The organism is Mycobacterium sp., assembly GCF_019247635.1.
In the GTDB taxonomy this organism is placed as follows: domain Bacteria; phylum Actinomycetota; class Actinomycetes; order Mycobacteriales; family Mycobacteriaceae; genus Mycobacterium.
The window spans coordinates 1-23,940 of sequence record NZ_JAFBAR010000125.1; the positions used below are offsets into that span (position 1 = coordinate 1).

The 23,940-nt window shown below is 64.1% G+C and carries 24 protein-coding genes and 1 pseudogene; 15 read left to right on the forward strand and 10 right to left on the reverse strand.

The window, feature by feature from the left end; translation table 11 throughout:
- The 6 genes from JO236_RS20990 to JO236_RS21015 all read left to right on the forward strand — a co-directional run.
- Positions 1-99, forward strand: a 99-nt coding sequence (locus JO236_RS20990) for a hypothetical protein (protein WP_293335141.1), incomplete at its 5' end; no start/stop codon positions are given.
- A gap of 2 nt (positions 100-101) precedes the next feature.
- A complete protein-coding gene (locus JO236_RS20995; protein ID WP_293335077.1) occupies positions 102-962 on the forward strand; it encodes a MaoC family dehydratase in 861 nt (286 codons plus the stop codon).
- Between the two features lie 254 nt (positions 963-1,216).
- Positions 1,217-1,663, forward strand: coding sequence for an MmpS family transport accessory protein (locus tag JO236_RS21000; RefSeq protein ID WP_293335080.1), 447 nt, complete (start codon positions 1,217-1,219; stop codon positions 1,661-1,663).
- On the forward strand, positions 1,660-4,590 hold the full coding sequence (locus JO236_RS21005; protein ID WP_293335083.1) for an RND family transporter: 2,931 nt from the start codon (positions 1,660-1,662) through the stop codon (positions 4,588-4,590). The genes JO236_RS21000 and JO236_RS21005 overlap by 4 nt, the downstream gene beginning before the upstream one ends.
- A gap of 40 nt (positions 4,591-4,630) precedes the next feature.
- Positions 4,631-5,113 carry a hypothetical protein gene (locus JO236_RS21010; protein ID WP_293335086.1) on the forward strand — a complete coding sequence of 161 codons (483 nt, stop codon included), beginning with the start codon at positions 4,631-4,633 and terminating at the stop codon, positions 5,111-5,113.
- Between the two features lie 10 nt (positions 5,114-5,123).
- Positions 5,124-6,002 carry a TetR/AcrR family transcriptional regulator gene (locus JO236_RS21015; RefSeq protein ID WP_293335089.1) on the forward strand — a complete coding sequence of 293 codons (879 nt, stop codon included), beginning with the start codon at positions 5,124-5,126 and terminating at the stop codon, positions 6,000-6,002.
- A gap of 8 nt (positions 6,003-6,010) precedes the next feature.
- Here the strand turns inward: JO236_RS21015 and JO236_RS21020 are convergent, their stop codons facing one another.
- The 6 genes from JO236_RS21020 to JO236_RS21045 are packed head-to-tail and all read right to left on the reverse strand — an operon-like array spanning position 6,011 to position 11,977.
- On the reverse strand, positions 6,011-7,180 hold the full coding sequence (locus tag JO236_RS21020) for a lipid-transfer protein (RefSeq protein WP_293335092.1): 1,170 nt from the start codon (positions 7,178-7,180) through the stop codon (positions 6,011-6,013).
- Positions 7,180-7,581: a MaoC family dehydratase gene (locus JO236_RS21025; RefSeq protein WP_293335095.1), complete on the reverse strand. Its 402-nt coding sequence runs from the start codon at positions 7,579-7,581 to the stop codon at positions 7,180-7,182. Before JO236_RS21025 ends, JO236_RS21020 begins: the two co-directional genes overlap by 1 nt.
- Positions 7,578-8,540: a bifunctional MaoC family dehydratase N-terminal/OB-fold nucleic acid binding domain-containing protein gene (locus JO236_RS21030; protein WP_293335098.1), complete on the reverse strand. Its 963-nt coding sequence runs from the start codon at positions 8,538-8,540 to the stop codon at positions 7,578-7,580. Before JO236_RS21030 ends, JO236_RS21025 begins: the two co-directional genes overlap by 4 nt.
- Positions 8,537-9,700: an acyl-CoA dehydrogenase FadE29 gene (gene fadE29 / locus JO236_RS21035; RefSeq protein WP_293335101.1), complete on the reverse strand. Its 1,164-nt coding sequence runs from the start codon at positions 9,698-9,700 to the stop codon at positions 8,537-8,539. Before fadE29 ends, JO236_RS21030 begins: the two co-directional genes overlap by 4 nt.
- A complete protein-coding gene (locus JO236_RS21040) occupies positions 9,685-10,704 on the reverse strand; it encodes an acyl-CoA dehydrogenase family protein (protein ID WP_293335104.1) in 1,020 nt (339 codons plus the stop codon). Before JO236_RS21040 ends, fadE29 begins: the two co-directional genes overlap by 16 nt.
- A 25-nt stretch (positions 10,705-10,729) precedes the next feature.
- Positions 10,730-11,977, reverse strand: coding sequence for a cytochrome P450 (locus JO236_RS21045; protein ID WP_293335107.1), 1,248 nt, complete (start codon positions 11,975-11,977; stop codon positions 10,730-10,732).
- Positions 11,978-12,103: 126 nt separating this feature from the next.
- Between JO236_RS21045 and JO236_RS21050 the strand changes: the two genes are divergently transcribed.
- From JO236_RS21050 to JO236_RS21065, 4 genes and pseudogenes are all read left to right on the forward strand, one after another.
- The gene (locus JO236_RS21050) at positions 12,104-13,267 is read left to right on the forward strand and encodes a steroid 3-ketoacyl-CoA thiolase (RefSeq protein WP_293335110.1); all 1,164 of its coding nucleotides are present in this window, start codon (positions 12,104-12,106) and stop codon (positions 13,265-13,267) included.
- Between the two features lie 7 nt (positions 13,268-13,274).
- Positions 13,275-13,655 (forward strand): annotated as a pseudogene (locus JO236_RS21055) (hypothetical protein); the annotation flags it as partial.
- A gap of 18 nt (positions 13,656-13,673) precedes the next feature.
- On the forward strand, positions 13,674-14,120 hold the full coding sequence (locus JO236_RS21060) for a nitroreductase family deazaflavin-dependent oxidoreductase (protein ID WP_293335144.1): 447 nt from the start codon (positions 13,674-13,676) through the stop codon (positions 14,118-14,120).
- Positions 14,121-14,329: 209 nt separating this feature from the next.
- Complete coding sequence (locus JO236_RS21065; RefSeq protein ID WP_293335113.1) at positions 14,330-14,881, forward strand: PE family protein; 552 nt, start codon at positions 14,330-14,332, stop codon at positions 14,879-14,881.
- Positions 14,882-14,913: 32 nt separating this feature from the next.
- On the opposite strand, the gene JO236_RS21070 is transcribed toward JO236_RS21065, so the two are convergent.
- Together JO236_RS21070 and JO236_RS21075 are read right to left on the reverse strand one after the other, a co-directional pair.
- Positions 14,914-15,819, reverse strand: a complete 906-nt coding sequence (locus JO236_RS21070) for an SDR family oxidoreductase (RefSeq protein ID WP_293335116.1) — start codon at positions 15,817-15,819, stop codon at positions 14,914-14,916.
- A gap of 14 nt (positions 15,820-15,833) precedes the next feature.
- On the reverse strand, positions 15,834-16,592 hold the full coding sequence (locus JO236_RS21075) for an SDR family oxidoreductase (protein WP_293335147.1): 759 nt from the start codon (positions 16,590-16,592) through the stop codon (positions 15,834-15,836).
- A gap of 80 nt (positions 16,593-16,672) precedes the next feature.
- Here JO236_RS21075 and echA20 point away from each other — a divergent pair, with 80 nt between their 5' ends.
- Genes echA20 through ipdC form a run of 4 tightly spaced genes read left to right on the forward strand, consistent with a single transcriptional unit; the run spans position 16,673 to position 20,116 of the window.
- Complete coding sequence (echA20, locus tag JO236_RS21080; RefSeq protein ID WP_293335119.1) at positions 16,673-17,428, forward strand: (7aS)-7a-methyl-1,5-dioxo-2,3,5,6,7,7a-hexahydro-1H-indene-carboxyl-CoA hydrolase; 756 nt, start codon at positions 16,673-16,675, stop codon at positions 17,426-17,428.
- Positions 17,425-18,309 carry a cholesterol ring-cleaving hydrolase subunit IpdA gene (ipdA, locus tag JO236_RS21085; protein WP_293335121.1) on the forward strand — a complete coding sequence of 295 codons (885 nt, stop codon included), beginning with the start codon at positions 17,425-17,427 and terminating at the stop codon, positions 18,307-18,309. The genes echA20 and ipdA overlap by 4 nt, the downstream gene beginning before the upstream one ends.
- Positions 18,306-19,049 carry a cholesterol ring-cleaving hydrolase subunit IpdB gene (gene ipdB, locus JO236_RS21090; RefSeq protein ID WP_293335123.1) on the forward strand — a complete coding sequence of 248 codons (744 nt, stop codon included), beginning with the start codon at positions 18,306-18,308 and terminating at the stop codon, positions 19,047-19,049. Before ipdA ends, ipdB begins: the two co-directional genes overlap by 4 nt.
- A complete protein-coding gene (gene ipdC, locus JO236_RS21095) occupies positions 19,046-20,116 on the forward strand; it encodes a (3aS,4S,5R,7aS)-5-hydroxy-7a-methyl-1-oxo-octahydro-1H-indene-4-carboxyl-CoA dehydrogenase (RefSeq protein ID WP_293335126.1) in 1,071 nt (356 codons plus the stop codon). The genes ipdB and ipdC overlap by 4 nt, the downstream gene beginning before the upstream one ends.
- 92 nt (positions 20,117-20,208) lie before the next feature.
- Here the strand turns inward: ipdC and fadA6 are convergent, their stop codons facing one another.
- Together fadA6 and kstR2 are read right to left on the reverse strand one after the other, a co-directional pair.
- Complete coding sequence (fadA6, locus tag JO236_RS21100; protein ID WP_293335129.1) at positions 20,209-21,369, reverse strand: steroid 3-ketoacyl-CoA thiolase FadA6; 1,161 nt, start codon at positions 21,367-21,369, stop codon at positions 20,209-20,211.
- A gap of 4 nt (positions 21,370-21,373) precedes the next feature.
- A complete protein-coding gene (gene kstR2, locus JO236_RS21105) occupies positions 21,374-21,976 on the reverse strand; it encodes a TetR family transcriptional regulator KstR2 (RefSeq protein ID WP_293335132.1) in 603 nt (200 codons plus the stop codon).
- 164 nt (positions 21,977-22,140) lie between these two features.
- Between kstR2 and JO236_RS21110 the strand changes: the two genes are divergently transcribed.
- On the forward strand, positions 22,141-23,844 hold the full coding sequence (locus JO236_RS21110) for a PPE family protein (RefSeq protein ID WP_293335135.1): 1,704 nt from the start codon (positions 22,141-22,143) through the stop codon (positions 23,842-23,844).
- The last annotated feature ends 96 nt before the right edge of the window (positions 23,845-23,940 follow it).

Here is a 23,940-nt window from a genome sequence, read left to right on the forward strand (position 1 = left end):
CCGGTGATGGGACACACCTATCCGGGGCCGGGCGGGACGATCGGGCCCGCGATGACCTTCGGCTACCTGGCCGCGCTGCACATCGCAGGAGACAACTGACCATGCCGATCGACGTCGACGTCGCCCTGGCCGCCGAGCTCGAGCCCATCGAATTCTCCTGGGTCAGCAGCGATATCCAGCTGTATCACCTGGGGCTGGGCGCCGGCTCCGACCCGATGGATCCGCGCGAGCTGCGCTACCTGGTCGACGACACCCCACAGGTGCTGCCGACGTTCGGCAACGTGGCCGCGTCGTTCCACATGACCGGGCCGCCGACTGTGCAGTTCCCCGGCATCGACATCGAGCTGGGCAAGGTGCTGCACGCCAGCGAGCGCGTGGAAGTGCCTGCGCCGCTGCCGCCTTCGGGATCCGCTACCGGCGTCACGCGGTTCACCGACATCTGGGACAAGGGCAAGGCCGCGGTGATCTGGAGCGAAACGACCGTCAGCGCCCCCGACGGCACGGTGCTGTGGACGCAGAAGCGCTCGATCTTCGCCCGCGGTGAAGGCGGATTCGGTGGCGAGCGTGGGCCGTCCTCGTCGGATGCGACACCGGACCGGGCACCCGACCTGGAACTCGCCATGCCGATCCTACCGCAGCAGGCGCTGCTGTACCGGCTGTGCGGGGACCGCAATCCGTTGCATTCGGATCCCGAATTCGCTTCTGCCGCCGGCTTTCCGCAGCCGATCCTGCACGGTTTATGCACGTACGGCATGACCTGCAAGGCGATCACCGACGCGTTGCTGGACGGCGATGCCACGGCGGTAGCTGCGTACGGCGCCCGCTTCGCGGGTGTTGCGTATCCCGGTGAAACACTTCAAGTCAACGTCTGGAAAGAGGACGGCCGATTCTTGGCCGGCGTTGTTGCGCCCGCACGCGACAACGCCGTCGTGCTGAGCGGCGTAGAGCTAGTACCGGCCTAACCCTCTTTCCCTTCCCACCGAGCGTTGCGGCCGGCCCCGCACACTCGGCGTGACCTTGCTTGAATCAGTAATACAGTCTACGTTAGCCCCTGTGTCAACAGGTGGTGAGTGGCGGCATCGGCCGGCGGCTGTCAAGCGGGATGTCAACCGCCGCACGAATTGGTTTCATAAAGGTCGCCGATGTCGCACCGAGGATCTCCCTCCCTTCCCGGCCATCGTCGACTCCTGTTGCCGCTCCTCTGAAAGGGTCACGGATGCAGCGGTTTTCACTCGGACACCGACTCAGCCGCCGCTGGCTGCTGGTGGTCACCGTACTAGTACTTGCGCTGGCTGGGTTCACGGTGTATCGCCTGCACGGTGTCTTCGCCTCCCAAGATGTCACGTCGACGCCGCCCGGCATCGGCGACGACGTCGCTCCGTTCAACCCCAAGCACGTGGTCGTCGAGGTTTTTGGGCCGCCAGGCACGCAGGCAACCATCACCTACCTGGACGTGAACGCCCAACCTCAGCGAGCCGACGCCGTCATGCTGCCCTGGGCTTACGACACGACCACCACTCAACCGGCGGTGTTCGTCAGCGTCTCCGCCCAGGGCGATCGCGACTGGATCGGCTGCCGGATCAAGATTGACAACGAGGTCAAGGATGAAAAAACGGTGAATCAGATGCACGCCTTCACCTACTGCCTGGACAAGTCCGGATGAGCACTCAAAGCGTCTCGCGCCGGTCGGTCCCCGACCTCATCCGCCGGTTCTCCGTGCTGATCGCGTTCTTCTGGCTCGGCGTGGCGGTTGTCACGAACGTCTTTGTGCCGCAGTTGGAGAAGGTCGCCCAAGCACACAACGTGTCGCTGAGTCCCCACGATGCGCCGTCGCTGCAGGCCAGTAAACGCATCGGCAAAGTGTTCCAGGAATTCGATTCCGACAGTGCGGCGATGATCGTGCTCGAGGGAGAAAGACCGCTCGGCGCCGACGCACACCACTACTACGACGGCTTGGTCGACAAGCTCTCCCGAGACACGAAGCATGTCCAACACATTCAGAATTTCTGGGGGGACCCACTGACGGCCGCCGGGTCGCAGAGCTCCGACGGCAAGGCGGCATTGGTGCAGGTCTACCTCGCCGGCAATCAGGGCGAGTCGTTGGCCAACGAATCCGTCGATTCGGTGCGCAATATCGTCGACCACTCGTCACCGCCGCCGGGCGTCAAGGCTTATGTCACCGGTCCCGCGCCGCTGGTCACCGACCAGTTCGAGGTGGGCGGCAAAGGCACCCTCAAGACCACGCTGATCACCATCGGAGTGATCTTGGTGATGCTGATTTCGATCTACCGTCGCATCAGCACCGCGGCCCTGGTGCTCTTCACCGTCATGATCGAGTTGACCGCTTCCCGGGGAGTTGTCGCCGTGCTCGCAAACGCCGGCATCATCCAACTCTCGACGTACTCGACCAATCTGCTGACACTGCTCGTCATCGCCGCCGGCACCGATTACGCGATCTTCATTCTCGGCCGCTTTCACGAGGCGCGTTACGCCGGGCAGGATCGTGTATCAGCGTTTGCCACGATGTATCACGGGACTGCGCACATCATCTTGGGCTCGGGCCTGACGATTGCCGGCGCCGTATTCTGTCTGACTTTTGCCCGTCTCCCGTATTTCCAAAGCCTTGGAATTCCTGCGGCATCCGGGGTCCTGATCGCAGTGCTGGCGGCCCTGACCCTGGCACCCGCCATGCTGGTCATTGGACGGCATTTCGGTCTGCTGGAACCCAACCGCCAGATAAGCACGCAGCGGTGGCGCCGTATCGGCACGGCCATCGTGCGCTGGCCCGGCCCCATAGTGTTGGTGACGATCGCCGTAGCCCTCGTCGGTCTTCTCGCCCTGCCCGGGTACAAGACAAGCTATGACGCCCGCTCCTACATGCCGGCCGATGCCCCGGCCAATATCGGTTATGCAGCTGCGGAGCGGCACTTTTCGCAGGCGCGGCTCAATCCCGAACTGTTGATGATCGAAGCCGACCACGACCTACGCAACTCCACCAGCATGATCCTGCTCGAGCGCGTCGCCAAGGCGATATTTCATACCGACGGCATCGCGGAGGTGCAATCGATCACCCGCCCGCTGGGGACGCCACTGGATCACACGTCGATTCCGTTCCAGATCAGCGCCGGAAGCGCGACTCAGATCAACAATCTGCCGTTTCAGCAGTCCCAGAGCGCCGACTTGCTAAGACAAGTTGCCGTGATCAACAACTCGATCGATATCCTGCGGCAGCAGTATGCGCTGCAACAGCAGTCCAGCGCCGTCACCGACGAGCAGGCGAAGGCATTTCAGCGCACGGTCGCCATCGCCCAGGATCTGCGCGACAAGATCGCCAACTTCGACGACTTCTTCCGGCCGCTGCGCAGCTATTTCTATTGGGAGAAACACTGTTTCGACATTCCTGTCTGCGCGGCGCTGCGCTCGTTGTTCGACGCACTTGACGGCCTCGACGCGCTGACCGACGAGTTGAACAGCGTCTCGGGCAGCATCGCCAAGTTGGATGCGCTGCAACCCAAGCTGCTCGCGCTGATACCGCCGCAGATCGCGAGCCAGGAGACCAACCGCGACCTGACGATGACGAATTACGCCACCACGTCCGGACTGAACGACCAGGCCGCAGCGGCACTGCAGAACGCCACCGCCCTCGGGCAGGCATATGACGCGTCGAAAACCGACGATTCTTTTTACCTACCGCCGGAAGCGTTCACCAACCCCGAATTCCAGCGCGGCCTGAAGTTGTTCCTGTCGCCGGACGGCAAGGCAGCCCGCATGATCATCACCCATGAAGGTGATCCGGCTACGCCCCAGGGGATTTCGCATATCGACGCCATCAGACACGCGGCCCAGGAGGCCGTCAAGGGCACACCCCTGGCCGGATCCAAAATCTACCTCGCCGGCACCGCGGCCACCTATAAAGACATCCAGGACGGCGCCAAATACGACCTGATGATCGCCGGAATCGCGGCGCTCAGCCTCATTCTGCTGGTCATGATGGCCATCACCCGAAGCGTTGTCGCCGCGTTGGTCATTGTGGGTACCGTGGCACTGTCGCTGGGTGCATCGTTCGGGTTGTCCGTGCTGATTTGGCAGGATCTCTTCGGCATCCAGCTGTACTGGATTGTGTTGGCGCTGGCCGTAATCCTGCTGCTGGCCGTGGGCTCGGACTACAACCTGCTGTTGATCTCGCGGTTCAAAGAAGAGATTGGCGCCGGCTTGAAGACCGGCATCATCCGGTCGATGGCCGGCTCCGGTGCGGTGGTGACCTCGGCCGGTTTGGTTTTCGCGGCGACCATGGCCTCTTTCATATTCGCCGACTTGCGGATCCTCGGTCAGATCGGGACCACAATCGCCCTGGGTCTGCTGTTCGACACGCTGATCGTGCGTTCGTTCATGACGCCATCCTTCGCAGCGCTGATCGGACGATGGTTCTGGTGGCCGCTGAAGGTGCGACCGCGCCCTGCCAGCCAAATGCTGCAGCCCTACGGATCACGCCAAGCGGTGCGCCAACTGCTGCTGTGGGAGGACGACGACCCGGTGGCAACCGGCTCACAGCCACGGCCGGCGTCGACCGCCGGCACCCCACATACCTGACAGACCGAGTCGGTTTCGACCAAAGCAAAGGAACAACAGCATGGTTTCCGGACCTTGGGGGTACCTCACCGCCCTTGCCGCGGCGTCGGCAGTGACCTGCGCCGCATGCGTATTCGTATACATCGGGAGGCTGGAAAATCGAACGCCCGCACCCTTGGGCGAGAAAGTCGGCGCGCACAAGACCGTGCTGGCAAAACTACGCAAGCGCGAACCGCTGACACAGGACGAGTACGACTATGCGAGGGAACTGGTCGCCGACGCCCGATCACCGCTCGCGTATGCGATACCCGCCACCCTGTTTTCCACCGGGTGCTTCTACGTGGTCGGCTGCCTCTACGAGCTTCAGGTCCACGGCGGAAACCCCTCCTTCCGAACGTTCATCGGGGGACTCCCCATGCTGGGCTCCATCAACATATTCGCTCAGCTACGTAGAGTCGCGCTACTGAACAAGCGGCTGAAGGGTGCCGAGATCGCTGCCGATGCCGGGTCCGTGCGTGCCTATTCCGCTCAGAGCAAGCGCTGACGGCGTACTCATGCCGCACTGCCGCACCGATGCCGATGCTGGGGGGCCCGCCACGGTGGTCGACCGTCCCTCCGTCGCCCCGGAGTTGATCGCGGCCGCGGTGCGGGCCGCCGAAGCCCTGGACCGCGACATCGCCGAAGTTCCGGTCAGCGCTATCGCCGCCGAAGCCAATATCTCCCGAAGTACGTTGCTGCGCAGACTCGGCGGATCACGCAGCTCTCTCGATGCCGCCGTTCGCGCCGCCGGCATCGATCTCGGGGGCCGTCCCCCGGTACGCCTGCGAGCGCTCACCGCCGCGGCAGAAGTGGTCAGTGAGAATGGTTTGGCCGCAGCCACACTCGAGGCGATTGCCGAACGCGCGGATTGCTCCGTGTTCAGCTTGCACGCCGCGTTCGGGGGACGTGACGAGCTTATGCGCGCGGTGTTCGACGAGTTCAGTCCCATCCGGGATATCGAGGAATACCTAGCGCGAGCGCAGGGCGATCTGCACTCCACGGTGCATGGCTTTTACCGCACCGTGGCGTATGCACTCAACCGTGAGCCCCGCGTCACTCCAGCGGTATTCGCCGAAGCGTTCTCGCGACCGACAAGCACCGCGGTGCAGTCCCTGGCTCGCTATGCAGTACCGCGGATGTTCGGCACCCTCGGAGGGTGGTTCGACGCTGAAATCCGCGCTGGACGCATCCGCGATCAGCCGGTAATAGTGCTGACCCAAAACCTCCTGGGACCGATCCTGATCCATATGCTCATGCGTCCTGCCTTCCCCGACGTTCCCGGACTCACCCTGCCAAATGTCGACGAGGTCTGTGATGCCTTCGCCGTCAACTTCATTCGCGCTGTGGCCACACCGAAGAATCGGAAACGCACAGTCGCGATCGGCGGTGTCTGAGCCGACAATCAGCCCAGGATCAAACCCGAGGTCGGCACGCCCGTTCCGGCAGTCACCAGAACATGCTCGACAGCGGGCACCGGATTCACCGAGGTACCACGCAATTGCCTTACCCCCTCGGCAATTCCGTTCATGCCGTGGATGTAGGCCTCACCGAGTTGACCGCCGTGGGTGTTGATCGGTAGCCGCCCGCCCACCTCGATCGCGCCGTCGGCAACGAAGTCCTTGGCCTCGCCCTTGCCGCAGAAGCCCAGCTCCTCCAATTGAATCAGGGTGAAGGGCGTGAAATGGTCGTACAAAACAGCGGTTTGGATATCCGACGGCGACAGGCCCGACTGCTGCCACAGCTGCCGGCCCACCAGGCCCATCTCGGGCAGGCCCAACTCGGGCCGGTAGTAGCTGACCATCGTGTACTGGTCGGGGCTAGAACCCTGCGACGCCGCCTCGATGATCGCCGGGCGCTGCTTGAGATCACGTGCCCGATCCACGGACGTCACCACGATCGCCACGGCGCCATCGGTCTCCTGGCAGCAGTCCAGCAGCCGCAGCGGCTCGGCGATCCACCGCGAATTCTGATGATCCTCAATGGTTATCGGCTTCTCGTAGAAGTAAGCCTTGGGGTTCTTGGCGGCGTGCCTGCGGTCGGCGACGGAAACGGCACCGAAGTCGCGGCTGGTGGCTCCGGACAGGTGCATGTAGCGCTGCGCGATCATGGCCACCTGCGCCGCGGGCGTCGAAAGCCCATGTGGATAGGAGAAGGAATTGTCCGCGGACGTCGAATCCGCCTGCGCCGTAGCATCTCCCACCAGACGAGCCTGAACCTGCCCGAACCGCATTCCGGACCGCTCGTTGAATGCCCGGTAGGCGACGACGACGTCGGCAACCCCGGTCGCCACGGCCATCGCGGCGTGCTGGACCGTCGCGCAGGCGGCGCCGCCGCCGTAGTGGGTCTGCGCGAAGAACTTCAGCTCACCGATGCCCGCGGCCCGCGCAACGGCGATCTCCTTATTGGTGTCCATCGTGAACGTGGTCAGGCCGTCGACATCCGCGGGCGATAGCCCGGCGTCGTCGAGCGCATCGCGTACCGCCTCGGCCGCCAGTCGCAGCTCGCTGCGACCGGAGTCCTTGGAGAAGTCGGTGGCGCCGATGCCGACGATGGCCGCCTGCCGCGACAACATCAAGCATCCCCGATCGTGAGGGTGGAGGTCGCGATGACGTGATCGCCAAGGCTGTTGCTGCCCACCACCTTCACGGTGATGAGGCCGTCCTGCACCGCGGTCACCTCACCGGAGAAGGTGACCGTGTCGTAGGCGTACCACGGCACGCCCAGCCGCAAGCCGATCGACTTGATGAGCGCCGACGGCCCCGCCCAGTCGGTGATGTAGCGCTGCACCAGTCCCGTGTCGGTCAGAATGTTGACGAAGATGTCCTTGGACCCCTTGGCCTGAGCCAGGTCGCGGTCGTGGTGCACGTCCTGAAAATCCCTGGTGGCCAGGGCCGTCGAGATGATGAACGTGGGAGTGCCGTGCAGCTTGAGCTCGGGCAGCTTGGTACCGACTTCGATGACCGGTGCGCTCATGCTCGACCTTCCAGGGATTCCCAAGCGTAGAGACTCCACTCTGGCCCACTATCGGCGGCCGGGAAGTCGATATATATTGCGCGGACCGGCATTCCGATCTTCACCTCAGCGGGATCTGTCCCCCGAAGCTCGCCCAGCAGGCGAACCCCCTCCTCGAGTTCCACCAGCGCGATCACGAACGGCAGCGTGCGCCCCGGCACCTTCGGTGCGTGGTGGACCACGAAGCTGAACACCGTGCCCTTACCAGAGGCCACCGTGTAGTCCACCGGCTCGGACTTGTCCTGCCACACCGCCGGCACGGGCGGGTGCTGCAGGCCGCCGTCCGGCAGCCGCTGAATCCGCAGCTCGTGCGCCTTGACGCCCTCCCAGAAGAAGGCCGTGTCCCGCGACACCGCCGGTCGCATCATGGCATCGGCATCCAAATCCGCGGGGACCGACGACGACGAAGCGGGTGCCTCGCGGGGCTTGAATTTCAGTATGCGCCACTCCATCTCGGCCACGTCCTCGTCGCCGACGCGCCAGGTGATGTGCTGGTTGATGAACCAGCCCTCGCCGAGGGCGGTCTGCTTGGGGCCGACCACGTCACGCATTTCGGAAGCGATGCTGACCTCTTCACCCGGCCGCAGATACCGGTGGTAGGTCTGTTCACAGTTCGTCGCGACCACGCCGATGTAGCCGGCATCGTCGAACAGCTTCATCATCGGGCCCATGGGGTCGTCGGTGGGGCGCTCCCCGGCCAGCCCGAACATGGTCCAGACCTGGATCATCGCCGGAGGGGCCACAATTCCCGGATGCCCAGCGGTGCGGGCCGCCTCCTCATCGACATAGATCGGGTTGCGGTCGCCGATAGCCTCCACCCAGTTGTTGATCATCGGCTGATTCACTGGATCACGGCCCGCGCGCGGCTTAGCGCCGAAGGCCGCCTTGATATCCGCCACGGCCTCCTGAATCTCGGTCATCGGGGCACCCGGGGCACCTTGAGACCGGCCGCGGCGATCATCTCCCGCATCACTTCGTTGACGCCTCCGCCGAAGGTGATCACCAGATTGCGTTTGGTCTGGGAATCGAGCCAGTCGAGCAGCTCGGCGGTGTCTGGATCGGCGGGGTTGCCGTACTTCCCGACAACCTCCTCGGCGAGTCGGCCAATGCGCTGAATACGCTCCGTGCCAAAGACTTTCGTCGACGCGGCATCGGCCACATTGATCTCTTCACCCGCCGCGGCCACCTGCCAGTTGAGCAACTCGTTGATCCGCCACGTCGCATAGATCTCACCGAGCGACCGCTTGACGTCGTCGTGGTCGATCGGCGTGACGCCGTCGCCGCCCGGCTTGGACGCCCAGGCGTGCACCCTGTCGTAGATACCGGCGACACGTCCAGCCGGACCTAGCATCACGCGCTCGTTGTTGAGCTGGGTGGTGATCAGCCGCCATCCGCCGTTCTCCTCACCGACCAGCATGTCGGCCGGCACCCGCACGTCGTTGTAGTACGTGGCGTTGGTGTGGTGCGCGCCGTCGGACAGGATCATCGGCGTCCAGGAGTAACCGGGGTCCTTGGTGTCGACGATCAGGATCGAAATGCCCTTGTGCTTCACGGCTTCGGGGTCGGTGCGGCAGGCTAGCCAGATGTAGTCGGCGTCATGGGCGCCGGTGGTGAAGACCTTCTGGCCGTTGACGATGTATTCATCGCCCTGACGAATCGCGGTGGTCCGCAACGACGCAAGGTCGGTGCCGGCCTCCGGTTCGGTGTAGCCGATCGCGAAGTGGACCTCGCCGGCGAGGATCGCCGGCAGGAACTTCTTCTTCTGCATCTCACTGCCGAACACCTGCAGCGTGGGCCCGACCGTCTGCAGGGTGACGGCGGGCAACGGCACATCGGCACGATGCGCCTCGTTGACAAAGATCGACTGCTCGACAGGCCCGAAACCCAGGCCGCCGAACTCTTTAGGCCACCCGACGCCAAGCTTCCCGTCCTGACCCATCCGGCGGATCACCGCGCGGTAGGCGGCGTTGTGGCGGTCCTGCTCCATCGCCTTCATCTCCTCGGAGGAGATGAGATTCGAAAAGTATTGCCGCAGCTCGGCTTGCAGCTGCCGCTGCTCCGGGGTCAGATCGATGAACATTGCGCTCCCACCAAATCGAGGCGATGCGAGGGGCCGCCCAACAGTCGGGACAGGTCTTTGATCGAGGAGTAGTACCGGTGCATCGGATAGGTGATGTCCATCCCCATGCCGCCGTGCAAGTGATGGCACAGCTGCATCACCGGCGGCGCCTGCGACGCCACCCAGTACCCGAGCACATCGAGATCACTGTCGGCATCCAGACCCTCAGCGAGTCGCCAGATTACCGACTTCGCCGCCAAATCTATTGTGCGCGAGGCGATGTAAACTTCGGCGAGCTGGGCAGCCACAGTCTGAAACGTCGACAGCGGCTTGCCGAACTGCTTGCGCTCGGCCACGTAGTCGGCGGTAAGTCGCAGCGCCCCGGCCACCAAGCCGTCGACGTAGGCACCAACCGTGGCCAGGGCCAACTGATTGACCCGGGATGCCGACGCGCCGGCCAGCACGTCGGAATCGGCAACCGCGACGCCATCAAACGTCACTGTGTATTCGTCGGATCCGTTCGACGTCGGCGTGTGGACCAACCGCACACCCTCGGCCTTCGGTGAAATCACCGCCACCGCGCTGGCGGCCGTGACGAGCATCCACTCGGCCTGTTCGGCATACGCCACACCGACTTTGGTGCCCGACAGGCGACCACCGGAAACGTTGGTAGCGGGCCGATCCGGCAGCGCCGCGCCAGGTTCGTTGAGCGCTGCGGTCAGCACCGAACCCTTGGCGACCCCAGCAAGGAGACGGTCCTGCTGCTCCTCGGACGCCAGGTCCAGCAACGGCGCCACCCCAAAGCCCAGGGTCGCCAGCGCCGGGGTGATGGCACCGTGGCGGCCCACCTCGGTCAGTATCGTCGCGACCTCGGGCAGGCCCACGCCGTCGCCGCCGAGGCGTTCGGGTACCGGCAGCGCCGTCACGCCCCCGTCGACCAGAGCAGCCCAGGACGAATCGCGATCAAGTACCGACGTGACGACATCGACGACGGCCTGTTGCGTCGCGCTGAGATCAAAATCCATCGTCGTTTTTGTGTCTGTCACGAATTCACCGGGTGCTTGCCGGTTTGTAGTCGACTTCCCAGTGCTTGATGCCGTTGAGCCAGCCTGACCGCAGCCGCTGGGGCGCCGAGATGGGCTTGAGGTCGGGCATGTTGTCGGCCACCGCGTTGAAGATCAGATTGATGGTCATCCGTGCGAGGTTGGCGCCGATGCAGTAGTGCGCGCCGGTGCCACCAAAACCGACGTGCGGGTTGGGGTTTCGCATGATGTTGAACGCGAACGGATCCTCGAAGACCTCTTCGTCGAAGTTGGCCGAGCGGTAGAACATGATCACCCGTTGGCCCTTCTTGATTTTCATGCCGGACAGCTCGTAGTCCTCCAGCGCGGTGCGCTGGAAGCAGGTGACCGGCGTGGCCCAGCGGACGATCTCGTCGGCGGCGGTCTCGGGGCGTTCCTTCTTGTAAAGCTCCCACTGGTCGGGGAAGTCGGCGAACGCCATCATGCCTTGCGTGATGGAGTTCCGCGTGGTCTCGTTGCCCGCGACCGCGAGCATCACCACGAAAAAGCCGAACTCGTCGTCGGTGAGCTTCTCCCCGTCGATGTCGGCTTCGATCAGCTGGGTCACGATGTCGTCGCCGGGGTTCTTGGCCCTCTCCTCGGCCATCTTCATCGCGTACATGATCAGCTCCGCGGAAGACGCCTTCGGGTCGATGTGGGCGTACTCCGGGTCGTCGTTGCCCGTCATCTCGTTAGACCAGTCGAACAGCTTGCCGCGGTCCTCCTGGGGTACGCCGAGTAGACCGGCGATGGCCTGCAGCGGCAGCTCGCAGGAGACCTGCTCGACAAAGTCTCCGGAGCCCGCGGCGGCGGCCGCTTTGGCGATCTTCTGGGCGCGCTCGCGGAGTTCGTCCTCCAGCCGCCCGATGGCGCGCGGGGTGAATCCACGGGAGATGATCTTGCGCAGCCGGGTGTGGTGCGGCGCGTCCATGTTGAGCATGACGAAGCGCTGCACCTCGATGTCCTCGCGGGCGATGTCATTGTTGAACCGCGGGATCACGCAGTTCTCGTAACTGGAGAACACGTCGCTGCGCCGCGAGATCTCTTTGACGTCGTCGAGCTTGGTGATCGCCCAAAAGCCGCCGTCGTGGAAGCCGCCACCGTTGCCGGGAGCCTGTTCGTTCCACCAGATCGGCGCCGTCGCCCGCAGCTCGGCAAACTCTTCGACGGGAATCCGCTCGGTGTAGATGTCGGGGTCGGTGAAATCAAACCCGGGCGGGAGGTTGGGGCTGGGCACGCTAGTTCTCCTTACTAGTTCTCCTAGTGGCGCTCTGTTGCCAGTAAAACACGCCTCCACCGCATACAAAAGGCGCCGGATCATCGTCGCTTGTCATAGTAATGAAACGTGTTCTAGCCTGGCCCCATGGGTAACCCGGTAATCGTAGAAGCCACGCGCAGCCCGATCGGCAAACGCAATGGATGGCTGTCCGGCCTACATGCCACCGAGCTGCTGGGAGCGGTGCAGAAGGCGTTGGTGGAGAAGGCTGGAATCGAGGGCGGGGACGTCGAACAGCTCGTCGGCGGATGCGTTACCCAGTACGGCGAGCAGTCCAACAACATCACCCGGGTGGCGTGGCTGACGGCCGGCCTGCCCGAACACGTCGGAGCGACCACCGTCGACTGCCAATGCGGCAGCGGCCAGCAGGCCAACCATCTGGTCGCCGGACTCATCGCGATCGGGGCCATCGACATCGGCATCGCCTGCGGCATCGAGGCGATGAGCCGCGTCGGCTTGGGCGCTAACGCGGGACCAGACCGCAACGCTATCCGCGCGGCGTCGTGGGACATCGACCTGCCCAATCAGTTCGAGGCCGCCGAGCGCATCGCCAAGCGCCGCGGCATCACCCGCGAAGACATCGACGCGTTCGGGTTCGAGTCGCAGCTGCGGGCCAAGCGCGCGTGGGACGAGGGCCGGTTCGAGCGCGAAATCTCACCGATCGAGGCGCCGGTGCTCGACGAGCACAAGCGGCCCACCAGCGACCGACACATGGTCTCCCGCGACCAGGGCCTGCGTGAGACCACGCTGGAAGGGCTGAGTCAGCTGAAGCCGGTGATGGAGGGTGGAATTCACACCGCCGGCACCTCGTCGCAAATCTCCGACGGCGCCGCGGCCGTGCTGTGGATGGACGAGGACAAGGCCAAGGCGCTGGGCCTGAAGCCACGGGCCCGCATCGTCAGCCAGGCCAACGTTGGCGCGGAACCCTACTATCACCTCGACGGCCCGGTGCAGTCGACAGCCAAGGTGCTGGACAAGGCAGGCATGAAGATCGGCGACATTGACATCGTCGAGATCAACGAGGCCTTTGCCTCGGTGGTGCTGTCCTGGGCCCGGGTGCACGAACCCGACATGGACCGCGTCAACGTCAACGGCGGCGCGATCGCGCTCGGTCATCCCGTGGGCTGCACCGGAAGTCGCTTGGTCACCACCGCGCTGCACGAGCTGGAGCGCACCGACCAGAGCACCGCGCTGATCACCATGTGCGCCGGCGGTGCCCTGTCCACCGGCACCATCATCGAGCGGATCTAACCGGTCGGTGTTCGTTTCCCAGGAAAGTCGCACCGCGGCGGCGCAGGCTTACATCGACGCCCTCGTCACGCATGACGGCGACTCCGTTCCCTTCGCGGCCGGGAGCACCCGGATCGAGCTGGGAGTCAAGAACGGCTTTTCCGGAAACCACCTGCGGCGCAGCCTAAACCGGGGGCCGCAGTACCGATTGATCGCCGACACGACTACGCCGGAATACCGTGTCGCCGGTGACGAGGTGCACGCGTACTACAACGTGCTCACCAAGGCGGCGCTCGCCGGCTGGCGGGTCGCTGCGCACGTCGACGAGACGTTTTTGATCCCCGCCGAAAGTTCAAGCGGGACACCTGAAATCCACCACATCAGGGCTGGCTTTCATCCATTCATTCAACGTGAGACCGGGGCACCGATGGAAAAACCGAAGTCTTTGAATTCGCCTGGGGCCACAGTCTTCATCAAGTGGATGTCGCGCGCCAACGCCCGGATCTACAAGCTCAGCAAAGGCAAGCTCGGCGGCAAGATCCAGAACAGCCCGGTCGCACTGTTGACCACGACGGGTCGCAAGACCGGTCAAAAACGCGTCACGCCGCTGTTGTACGTGCGCGACGGCGGTCGCATTGTCTTCCCCGCATCCAATGGCGGCCGCGATACGCATCCGCTGTGGTACCTCAACCTCAAGGCCAACCCAAAGGTGACCGTGCAGGTGCGGGACGAGGTGTTCTCGTTGACGGCGCGAGAGGCGACCTCCGAGGAACGCACCAAGTATCTGGCCGAGCTGGCCGCGGGCTACCCGGCACTCAACGACTATCAGACGTGGACCGAGCGGAAAATTCCGATCGTGGTCTGCGAGCCCTGAGGCAAAACCATCTTCACAGTCGCGCGTAGCCGGGCAAAAAGGGTGCCACCGTGCTGGCCTGAGCCTTGTGGGACAGATGGGATGAATCACGAACGCAGCCTCGACCTGATCTCGATTGCGCACGACGTGCACTAGGTCCCCGTCACCGCTATCATCAACGGATCCGCTTGTCATGGTTGTGTGGCCATGGCGCCTTCGGGAGGTGTCGGATGTCATTTCTGATCGCGGTACCTGAGACGGTGGCGGGCGCGGCTTCGAATTTGGAAAGCATCGGTTCGAGTATTAGCGCGGCCAACTCGGCCGCGGTTACCCCGACGACAGCGGTATTGCCAGCCGCTGCCGATGAAGTGTCGGAGGTGATCTCGAGCTTGTTTGTGAGCTACGCGCAAGGGTTTCAGGTGCTAAGTGCTCAGGCGGCAACGTTTCACAGCCAGTTTGTGCAGCTCCTCAGCGCCAGCGCGGGGCAGTACGCCGCCGAAGAGGCGGCTAACGCCGCGGCGTTGCCGAACACCGCTGCGGTTGTCGTGAATCCTCCTCCCCCCACTACGCCCACGACAGGCCCCACACTGGGGCCTTTGGGGCAGGCATGGGCTGGGGCAGAGCAGGAGATTAGTACTGTAATCAGCTATCTCCCGCCGCCGGTAAGGACTCCAGTGCAATCGCTGCTCAGCGGGCCCGAGCAGGGTATCAGCAATGGAATCAGCTACCTCGATCCCTTCGCGGCGAATGCCTGGTCGGGCTTCCGGGCGGCGATCTCGTGACAAGCCTGCGGGTTTAGCGTCCGCAGCACCCGTTAGGCCCCGTAAACCGGGACCGGCGGCCGCGCCTTGGCCAGCAGATCGCTGACGACGGGTCCCAACTCGGCGGGATCCCATTTCGCGCCTTTGTCGACCTCCGGGCCGTGCGCCCAACCCTCCGCGACGCGGATCTTGCCACCCTCGACCTCGAACACCTTCCCCGTCACATCGCGAGATTCGTTGCTGCCCAACCACACAACCAGCGGCGAGATGTTCTCTGGAGCCATCGCATCGAAATCCTGGTCTTGCGTCGCCATCATCTCGGCGAAGACGGTTTCGGTCATCCGGGTGCGAGCCGAGGGAGCTATCGCGTTGACGGTGACACCGTAGCGGCCCATCTCGGCGGCGGCCACCAACGTCATCGCGGCGATGCCGGCCTTGGCCGCACTGTAGTTTCCCTGCCCGACGCTGCCCTGCAATCCCGCACCCGAACTGGTGTTAATGATCCGTGCGTCAACGGTTTTCCCCTCTTTGGACAGCGCGCGCCAATACGACGCGGCGTGCCGCATGGTGGCGAAGTGGCCCTTGAGATGCACGGCGATGACCGCGTCGAACTCGTCCTCGCTGGTGTTGGCCATCATGCGGTCTCGTACGATCCCGGCGTTGTTCACCAGCACGTCCAGGGCACCGAACGTGTCGACGGCGGTCTGGATGAGGCCGGCCGCCTGGTCCCAGTCCGCGATATTCGATCCGTTGGCGACGGCTTCGCCACCGGCGGAGACGATTTCGTCAACGACGCCTTGCGCTGCACTGCCGCCACTGGCGGGCGAACCATCCAGGCCCACCCCAATGTCGTTGACCACCACCCGTGCGCCTTCGGCTGCGAAGGCCAAAGCGTGCTCGCGGCCAATACCGCCGCCGGCCCCGGTGACGATGACCACGCGCCCGTCAACCACACCCATATTTCCTATCTCCTCTACTTGACTGAGCTCGCGGTCGTCGTGGCCAGATAGTGCGGCGGCTCCCCGCCACCATGCACCTCTAACGAGGCGCCGCTGATGTAGGACGCGGCGTCGGATGCCAAAAATGCTGCGGCCCAACCGATATCCTCGGGCAGGGCCAGCCGGCCCAGCGGCACATTCTCGGAGATCGCGGCGATGGACTCGGCGTCGCCGTAGAACAGGTCGGCCTGCTCGGTTTCCACCATGCCGACCACGCACGCGTTAACGCGGACCTTCGGCCCCCACTCCACCGCCATCGTCTGGGTGAGACTCTCCAGACCGGCCTTGGCCGCTCCGTATGCCGCGGTGCCCGGCGACGGCCGGCGTCCGCTGAGGCTGCAGACGTTCACTATCGAGCCGCCGCCTGACTGGTTTTGCATCTTGTCGTTGGCATACTGCGAAACCCACAGCGCGCCAATCAAATTGAGTTCAATAATCTTCCGATTGAACTTCGGGCTGGACTCCGCGGTCAGCACGTACGGCGAACCGCCGGCGTTGTTGACCACCACATCGAGGCGGCCATGGCGGTCGGCCACGGTGTCGATCAACGCCTTGACCGCTTCCTCGTCGCGGACGTCGCAGGAGTGGAATTCGTAGGGCAGACCTTCGACCGCACGCCTGGCACACGTCACCACAGTCGCGCCTTGCTTGGCAAAAACCGAACTGATGCCGGCGCCTACCCCTCGAACGCCGCCGGTTACCAGTACCACCCGTCCGGCCAATCCAAATCTGATGGCGTCGGCTGATTCGGGGTGAGTCACTGTGCTAGCGTACCAAGCAAGTGCTTGCTTAGGTAGCTACCCCAGGAATCCTGATGCCCATCACCACGACCACCTCAGAACCGGGAATAGTTGCGGTCACCGTCGACTACCCACCCGTCAACGCCATCCCCTCGAAGGGCTGGTTCGAACTAGCCGACGCAATAACCGCCGCCGGCGCCGATCCCGAAACTCATGCGGTAATCCTGCGGGCCGAGGGCCGCGGCTTCAACGCCGGAGTAGACATCAAGGAGATGCAGCGCACTCAAGCTGCCGGCCAAGGCTACGCCGCCCTGATCGACGCGAACCGCGGCTGCTTCGCAGCGTTCCGTGCGGTGTACGAATGCGCGGTGCCAGTGATCGCCGCGGTCAACGGATTCTGCGTGGGCGGGGGCATCGGATTGGTCGGCAACGCCGACGTCATCGTCGCCTCCGACGACGCCACTTTCGGTCTGCCCGAAGTGGAACGGGGCGCGCTCGGGGCGGCCACCCATCTGTCGCGACTGGTGCCACAACATCTGATGCGGCGGTTGTTCTTCACCGCCGCGACGGTCGACGCCGCCACCCTGCAACACTTCGGCTCGGTGCACGAGGTGGTGCCTCGGGACCAACTCGACGAGGCCGCGTTGCGGCTGGCGCGCGACATCGCCGCCAAGGACACCCGGGTCATCCGCGCGGCCAAGGAGGCGCTGAACTTGATCGACGTTCAACGGGTCAACTCGAGTTACCGTATGGAGCAGGGGTTTACGTTTGAACTCAACCTCGCCGGTGTGTCCGACGAGCATCGCGACGCGTTCGTGAAGAAGCCATGAGCGACAAGCGCACTACCCTCGACCAGGCTGTCGCGCAGTTGCGCAGCGGCATGACCATCGGCATCGGCGGCTGGGGCTCCCGGCGCAAACCGATGGCCTTCGTGCGCGCCGTGCTGCGAAGCGACGTCACCGACTTGACCGTCGTCACGTATGGCGGACCGGACTTGGGTCTGCTGTGCTCTGCGGGCAAGGTCCGACGTGCGTACTACGGGTTCGTCTCGCTGGACTCAGCCCCGTTCTATGACCCGTGGTTCGCCAAGGCGCGTACCAGCGGATCGATCGAAGCCCGGGAAATGGACGAGGGCATGCTGCGCTGCGGATTGCAGGCGGCGGCCCAACGGTTGCCGTTCCTGCCGATCCGCGCCGGGCTGGGCAGTTCGGTACCGGACTTCTGGGAGGGCGAGCTTGCCACCGTGAAGAGCCCGTATCCGGCGCCCGGCGGCGGACACGAGACGCTGATCGCCATGCCGGCTCTGCGCCTGGACGCCGCCTTTGTGCATCTGAATCTCGGTGACAGCCAAGGCAATGCAGCGTACACCGGCATCGACCCGTACTTTGACGATCTGTTCCTGATGGCCGCCGAGAAACGCTACCTCTCGGTGGAGCGGGTGGTGTCTACCGAAGAACTGGTCAAAGCCGTTCCACCGCAAGCGCTGCTGGTCAACCGGATGATGGTAGACGCGGTGGTGGAAGCGCCCGGTGGGGCCCACTTCACCACCGCCGCACCGGACTACGGCCGCGACGAGAAGTTCCAGCGACACTACGCCGAGGCCGCGTCCACGGACGAGGGTTGGAAGCAGTTCGTTGCGACCTACCTGTCCGGAGATGAGGCCCAGTACCAAGAAGCCGTGCGTAAATTTGCGGAGGAGCCCTCGAAATGAGCAATCGGGCTGAAGTATGCGCGGTGGCCTGCGCCGAATTATTCCGGGACGCAGGCGAAATCATGGTCAGCCCGATGGCGAACATGGCCTCGGTCGGTGCCCGACTGGCTCGCTTGACCTTCTCCCCCGACATCCTGTTGACCGACGGCGAGGCGCAACTGCTCGCGGACACGCCGCCGCTGGGCAAGGTGGGACCCGTCGAGGGCTGGATGCCGTTTGGCCGCGTGTTCGAGACGCTGGCGTGGGGACGCCGGCATGTGGTGATGGGCGCCAATCAGGTTGACCGCTATGGCAACCAGAATCTGTCGGCGTTCGGACCCCTGCAACATCCGACCCGGCAGATGTTTGGGGTCCGCGGCGCACCCGGCAACGCGATCAATCACGCGACCAGCTACTGGGTCGGCAATCATTCCAAGCGGGTGTTCTGTGAGACCGTCGACGTGGTCTGCGGCATTGGCACCGACAAGTTCGACGGAGACAACCCCGCGTTCCGGTTCGCCAACGTCTATCGCGTGGTCTCCAACCTCGGCGTGTTCGACTTCGGGGGTCCGGACGGCACGATGCGCGCCGTCAGCTTGCACCCCGGTGTGTCGCCCGACGAGGTCCGGGAAGCCACCACGTTCGCGGTGCATGGTCTGGACGAGGCGTCGGAGACCAGGCTGCCCACCGACGAGGAACTGCGGCTCATTCGCGAGGTAATCGATCCGAAGGCGCTGCGCGACAGGGAGATACGTTCGTGAGGCTGCGCACGCCGCTGACCGAGCTGGTTGGTGTCGAGCACCCGGTGGTGCAAACCGGTATGGGCTGGGTGGCCGGTGCGCGGCTAGTGTCGGCGACGGCCAACGCCGGCGGGCTGGGCATCCTGGCTTCGGCCACCATGACCCTGGACGAATTGGCGACGGCCATCGGCAAAGTCAAGGCCGCCACGGACAAGCCCTTCGGTGTGAACATCCGCGCCGATGCCGCCGACGCCGGCGATCGTGTCGAGCTGATGATCCGCGAGGGCGTCAAGGTGGCATCGTTCGCCTTGGCACCCAAGCAAGAATTGATCGTGAGATTGAAAGACGCTGGCGCGGTGGTAATTCCGTCCATCGGGGCGGCCAAGCATGCGCGCAAGGTCGCTGGCTGGGGCGCGGACGCGATGATCGTGCAGGGTGGTGAAGGCGGCGGCCATACCGGACCCGTCGCGACGACGCTGCTGTTGCCGTCGGTGCTGGACGCCGTTCAGGGGACCGGGATCCCGGTGATCGCCGCGGGCGGGTTCTTCGACGGGCGAGGTCTGGCGGCGGCGCTGTCCTACGGTGCGGCCGGCGTGGCGATGGGCACCCGGTTTTTGCTCACGTCGGACTCGACCGTGCCGGACGCCGTCAAGAGGCGCTACCTGGAGGCCGCCCTGGACGGCACGGTGGTAACCACCCGCGTCGACGGCATGCGGCACCGCGTGTTGCGTACCGGATTGGTGGAGAAGCTGGAGAGCGGCTCGCGGGCAAGGGGTTTCAGCGCCGCTATCCGCAATGCCGGCAAGTTCAAGCAGATGTCTCAGATGACCTGGCGGTCGATGATCCAAGACGGGCTGGCGATGCGCCATGGCAAGGAGCTGACCTGGTCACAGGTAGTGATGGCAGCCAATACCCCGATGCTGCTCAAGGCCGGCCTGGTGGAGGGCAACACCGACGCCGGGGTGCTGGCCTCGGGCCAGGTCGCCGGCATCCTCGAGGACCTGCCGTCGTGCAAGGAACTGATCGAGTCGATCGTGCGCGACGCCGTAGCGCACCTGCAGGCGGCCTCGTCGCTGGTGGCGGACTAGAACCCTTCCCGCCAACCCTTTCCCGCCGAATGTGAAGTACGCGACGCGACATGCCGATTGGCCGTCGCGTGGTTCACACTCGGCGCGACGAGTTACAGGCGCTCGATGATAGTGACGTTGGCCGTGCCGCCACCCTCACACATCGTCTGCAGGCCATAGCGACCGCCGATGCGCTCGAGTTCGTTGAGCATGGTGGTGAAGAGCTTGGCACCGGTTGCGCCCAGCGGATGTCCGAGGGCGATCGCGCCACCGTTGGGGTTGACCTTGGCTGGGTCGGCCTTAACCTCTTTAAGCCAGGCCAAAACAACGGGCGCGAAGGCCTCGTTGATCTCGACGGTGTCGATGTCATCGATGGAGAGACCGGTCTTTTCCAGCGCGTGGCGAGTGGCGGGGATCGGGCCGGTGAGCATGAAAACCGGGTCGGCGCCGCGGGTACTGATGTGGTGGATCCGGGCTCGGGGTGTCAGGCCATGGTCTTTGACGGCCTGCTCGGATGCCAGCAACACCGCGCTGGCGCCGTCGGATATCTGACTGGCCATCGCCGCGGTCAGCTTGCCCCCCTCGACCAACGGTTTAAGACCGGCCATCTTCTCCAGCGACGACTCGCGTGGACCCTCGTCGACCCGGAATCTGCCGGATTCTGTTTCAACAGTGATGATTTCGTTGTCGAAGTGACCGCTGCGGATCGCGGCGAACGCGCGTTCGTGGCTGGTCAGCGAGTACTGCTCCATCTCTTCGCGGGAAAGGTTCCACTTCTCGGCGATCAGCTCCGAGCCACGAAACTGGGAGATCTCCTGATCGCCGTAGCGGTGCAGCCACTGCTTGGACTCGTTGGTGGGCGACGTGAAACCGAACTGCTCGCCGACGGTCATCGCCGACGAGATCGGGATCTGGCTCATGTTCTGCATGCCGCCGGCCACGATTAGGTCGGCAGTGCCGGACATGATCGCCTGTGCGCCAAAGGAAATCGCCTGCTGACTGGACCCGCACTGCCTGTCCACGGTGACGCCGGGCACCTCTTCGGGATAGCCCGCCGCCAGCCAGGACAGCCGTGCGATGTTGCCAGCCTGACCGCCGATGGCGTCCACGCAACCGGCGATCACATCGTCCACGGCGGCGGGGTCGACGTCGACCTGGTCGAGCAATCCGCGCCACGCCAAGGCGCCGAGGTCGACGGGATGTAGTCCCGCCAGTGCGCCGTTGCGTTTACCAACCGCGGTACGCACAGCGTCAATGACATACGCCTCGGGCATGTTTTCAGACTCCTTCTTTCGTGATTCCGCCTAGAACGATGGCGAGGTAATTCTCACCAACCTGCTGCGCGCTGAGCGGCCCGCCGGGTTGATACCAGCGCACCGACACCCAGGTGGTGTCTCGAATGAAACGGTAGACCAGGTCGACGTCCAGGTCGGGCCGGAAGCACCCTTCGTCAATGCCCTGATTTAGCACCTCGACCCACATCTTGCGTTGTTGCCGGTTCATGTCCTCGATGTAGGAGAACCGCGGCTGCGACAACAGCCGTTGGGCTTCGTCCTGGTAGATGACGACCTGCGCGTGTCGATGCTCGATCGCCTCGAACGACACCATGAACAGCCCCTTGAGCCGCTCTAGCGGATCCGCTTCGCTGTCGATGATTTCCCGGTAGCGGGCGAACAGCCAGTCCAGGAAGCTGCGCAGCAGCTCATCGACCATCTCCTCCTTGGAGGAGAAATGGTGGTACAGACTGCCAGAGAGGATGCCTGCGCCGTCGGCAATATCGCGGACGGTCGTGGCGCGCAGGCCGCGGTCGGCGAACATGGTCGCGGCGAGTTCGAGCAACTCGTCCCTGCGACTCACCGCCTGACTCGGCTCCCGCTCCACCTGGCCAGGGTATCAACCAAGCGCTTGCTTGGCCATCCGGTGCCAAGAACATTGCGCATGTTTTTCGAAACTGTTAACACACTCGAGGTCTGCGTCGTAATGTTCTTCGCGTCGACGGGCAAAACCCGCGCCACAACTCAACGGTGCATCTAGCGGAGGTCACAATGGTGAATTTTTCAATGTTGGCGCCTGAGATCAACTCGGCCCTGATGTATTCCGGGGCGGGGTCAGCGCCGATGTTGGAGGCGGCGGCGGCCTGGGAGGGCTTGGCCTCGGAGTTGGGGTCGGCGGCGTCGTCGTTTTCTTCGGTGACTTCGGGGCTGACGGGCCAGTCCTGGCAGGGGGCGGCGGCCTCGGCGATGACGGCGGCGGCCAACCCGTATTCGGCACTACTGAGCACGGCGGCCGCCCAGGCCTCGAGTGCGGCCAGTCAGGCCAACGTGGTGGCCAGTATCTTTGAGGCTGCCCAGGCTGCGACGGTGCATCCGTTGGCGGTCGCGGCCAACCGCAACATGTTCGTGCAGTTGGTGCAGACCAACTTGTTCGGTTTCAATGCGCCGGCGATCGCGGCGGCCGAGGGCGTTTATGAAGAGATGTGGGCCCAGGACGTGGCCGCGATGGTCGGCTACCACGGCGGCGCCTCGGCGGCAGCGACGCAGCTTACCTCAGCGCAGAGCGCCCTGCAGGGCGCCCTGGCGAACCTGCCCGACATCGGCGTCGGCAACAAGGGCAGCATGGGCAACATCGGCAACGGCAACTTTGGCGGCCAAAACATCGGCAACGGCAACATCGGCAACGGTAACTTCGGCGGCGGCAACAACGGCCAGGACAACACGTTCTTCGGGAACCTGGGGAACGGCAACGCCGGTTTCGGCAACACCGGCTTCGGCAACTTCGGCCTGGGCAACTCCGGCAACGGCGGCAGCTTCGCAATGCCGGGCGGCAACAGGGGCCTGGGCAACTTGGGCAACTTCAACACCGGCCTCGGCAATACCGGCGACGGCAACGGCGGCGGCGGCAACTTCGGCAGCAACAACGTCGGTTTCGGCAACTTCGGCAACGGCAACATGGGCTTCGGCAATAACGGCAACAACAACATGGGCATCGGGCTCACCGGCAACAACCAGGTCGGCTTCGGCGGCCTGAACGGGGGCACCGGCAATGTTGGCCTGTTCAATGCCGGCAACAACAACACCGGCTTCTTCAACGCCGGCAACGGCAACACCGGCATATTCAACTCGGGCATCAATACCGTCACGGGCGGCGGCAACAACTTCGGCATCGGCGAATCAGGCATCGGAAACATCGGCATCGGGAACACCGGCTCCGGGAACTTTGGCATCGGCAATGGCGGCACACTAAACACCGGGTTGGGGAATGCCGGCAGCTACAACACCTTCATGGGCAACTCGGGCAGCGAGAACACCGGATTCTTCAATGCGGGCAGTACCAACACGGGCAACGGCAACTCGGGCAACGTCAACACGGGCTTCTGGGATTCGGGCAACGTCAATACCGGCAACGGAATCACCACCGACACCGGCGCCACGAACTCGGGCTTCAACAACACCGGCCCCAACGTCTCCGGCTTCTACAACACGGCCAGCGGGACCGGCAACGGAATCATCCCGGTGACAAACGGCAACGTCTCGGGCTTCTTCAACAACGCAACCGGGGCCAACTTTATGAACGGCAACATGTCCGGAATCGGCAACACCGGGGTGCCGGGCGTTCCGCCGGGCTTCCCGTCGGAGGTACTCATCTTCCCGGTGACCTACAGCGGCTTTAGCTCCGGCTTTGTCAACACCGGCACCGCTACATCGGGTCTGTTCAGTATCGTCAAGACGCTGCAGTCACTGATGTCGTAGTAACCGACGGAGCGATATTCAGCCGTCTCTGCGACCGCTTGCGGGTGCATGCCTGACTGACAGAATTTACGAAAGCCGGATTTCTTCTCGGCAGGG

Bases quoted from the DNA above. Each gene is read 5' to 3' on its own strand.
- JO236_RS21060 (WP_293335144.1), top strand. From the start codon at position 13,674: ATGGAAAAACCGAAGTCTTTGAATTCGCCTGGGGCCACAGTCTTCATC.
- JO236_RS20995 (WP_293335077.1), top strand. From the start codon at position 102: ATGCCGATCGACGTCGACGTCGCCCTGGCCGCCGAGCTCGAGCCCATC.
- echA20 (WP_293335119.1), top strand. From the start codon at position 16,673: ATGCCCATCACCACGACCACCTCAGAACCGGGAATAGTTGCGGTCACC.
- JO236_RS21070 (WP_293335116.1), bottom strand. From the start codon at position 15,819: ATGGGTGTGGTTGACGGGCGCGTGGTCATCGTCACCGGGGCCGGCGGC.
- ipdA (WP_293335121.1), top strand. From the start codon at position 17,425: ATGAGCGACAAGCGCACTACCCTCGACCAGGCTGTCGCGCAGTTGCGC.
- JO236_RS21065 (WP_293335113.1), top strand. From the start codon at position 14,330: ATGTCATTTCTGATCGCGGTACCTGAGACGGTGGCGGGCGCGGCTTCG.
- JO236_RS21015 (WP_293335089.1), top strand. From the start codon at position 5,124: ATGCCGCACTGCCGCACCGATGCCGATGCTGGGGGGCCCGCCACGGTG.
- JO236_RS21010 (WP_293335086.1), top strand. From the start codon at position 4,631: ATGGTTTCCGGACCTTGGGGGTACCTCACCGCCCTTGCCGCGGCGTCG.
- fadA6 (WP_293335129.1), bottom strand. From the start codon at position 21,369: ATGCCCGAGGCGTATGTCATTGACGCTGTGCGTACCGCGGTTGGTAAA.
- JO236_RS21005 (WP_293335083.1), top strand. From the start codon at position 1,660: ATGAGCACTCAAAGCGTCTCGCGCCGGTCGGTCCCCGACCTCATCCGC.
- JO236_RS21000 (WP_293335080.1), top strand. From the start codon at position 1,217: ATGCAGCGGTTTTCACTCGGACACCGACTCAGCCGCCGCTGGCTGCTG.
- JO236_RS21030 (WP_293335098.1), bottom strand. From the start codon at position 8,540: ATGACCGAGATTCAGGAGGCCGTGGCGGATATCAAGGCGGCCTTCGGC.
- JO236_RS21025 (WP_293335095.1), bottom strand. From the start codon at position 7,581: ATGAGCGCACCGGTCATCGAAGTCGGTACCAAGCTGCCCGAGCTCAAG.
- JO236_RS21050 (WP_293335110.1), top strand. From the start codon at position 12,104: ATGGGTAACCCGGTAATCGTAGAAGCCACGCGCAGCCCGATCGGCAAA.
- ipdB (WP_293335123.1), top strand. From the start codon at position 18,306: ATGAGCAATCGGGCTGAAGTATGCGCGGTGGCCTGCGCCGAATTATTC.
- JO236_RS21020 (WP_293335092.1), bottom strand. From the start codon at position 7,180: ATGTTGTCGCGGCAGGCGGCCATCGTCGGCATCGGCGCCACCGACTTC.
- JO236_RS21110 (WP_293335135.1), top strand. From the start codon at position 22,141: ATGGTGAATTTTTCAATGTTGGCGCCTGAGATCAACTCGGCCCTGATG.
- fadE29 (WP_293335101.1), bottom strand. From the start codon at position 9,700: ATGTTCATCGATCTGACCCCGGAGCAGCGGCAGCTGCAAGCCGAGCTG.
- JO236_RS21040 (WP_293335104.1), bottom strand. From the start codon at position 10,704: ATGGATTTTGATCTCAGCGCGACGCAACAGGCCGTCGTCGATGTCGTC.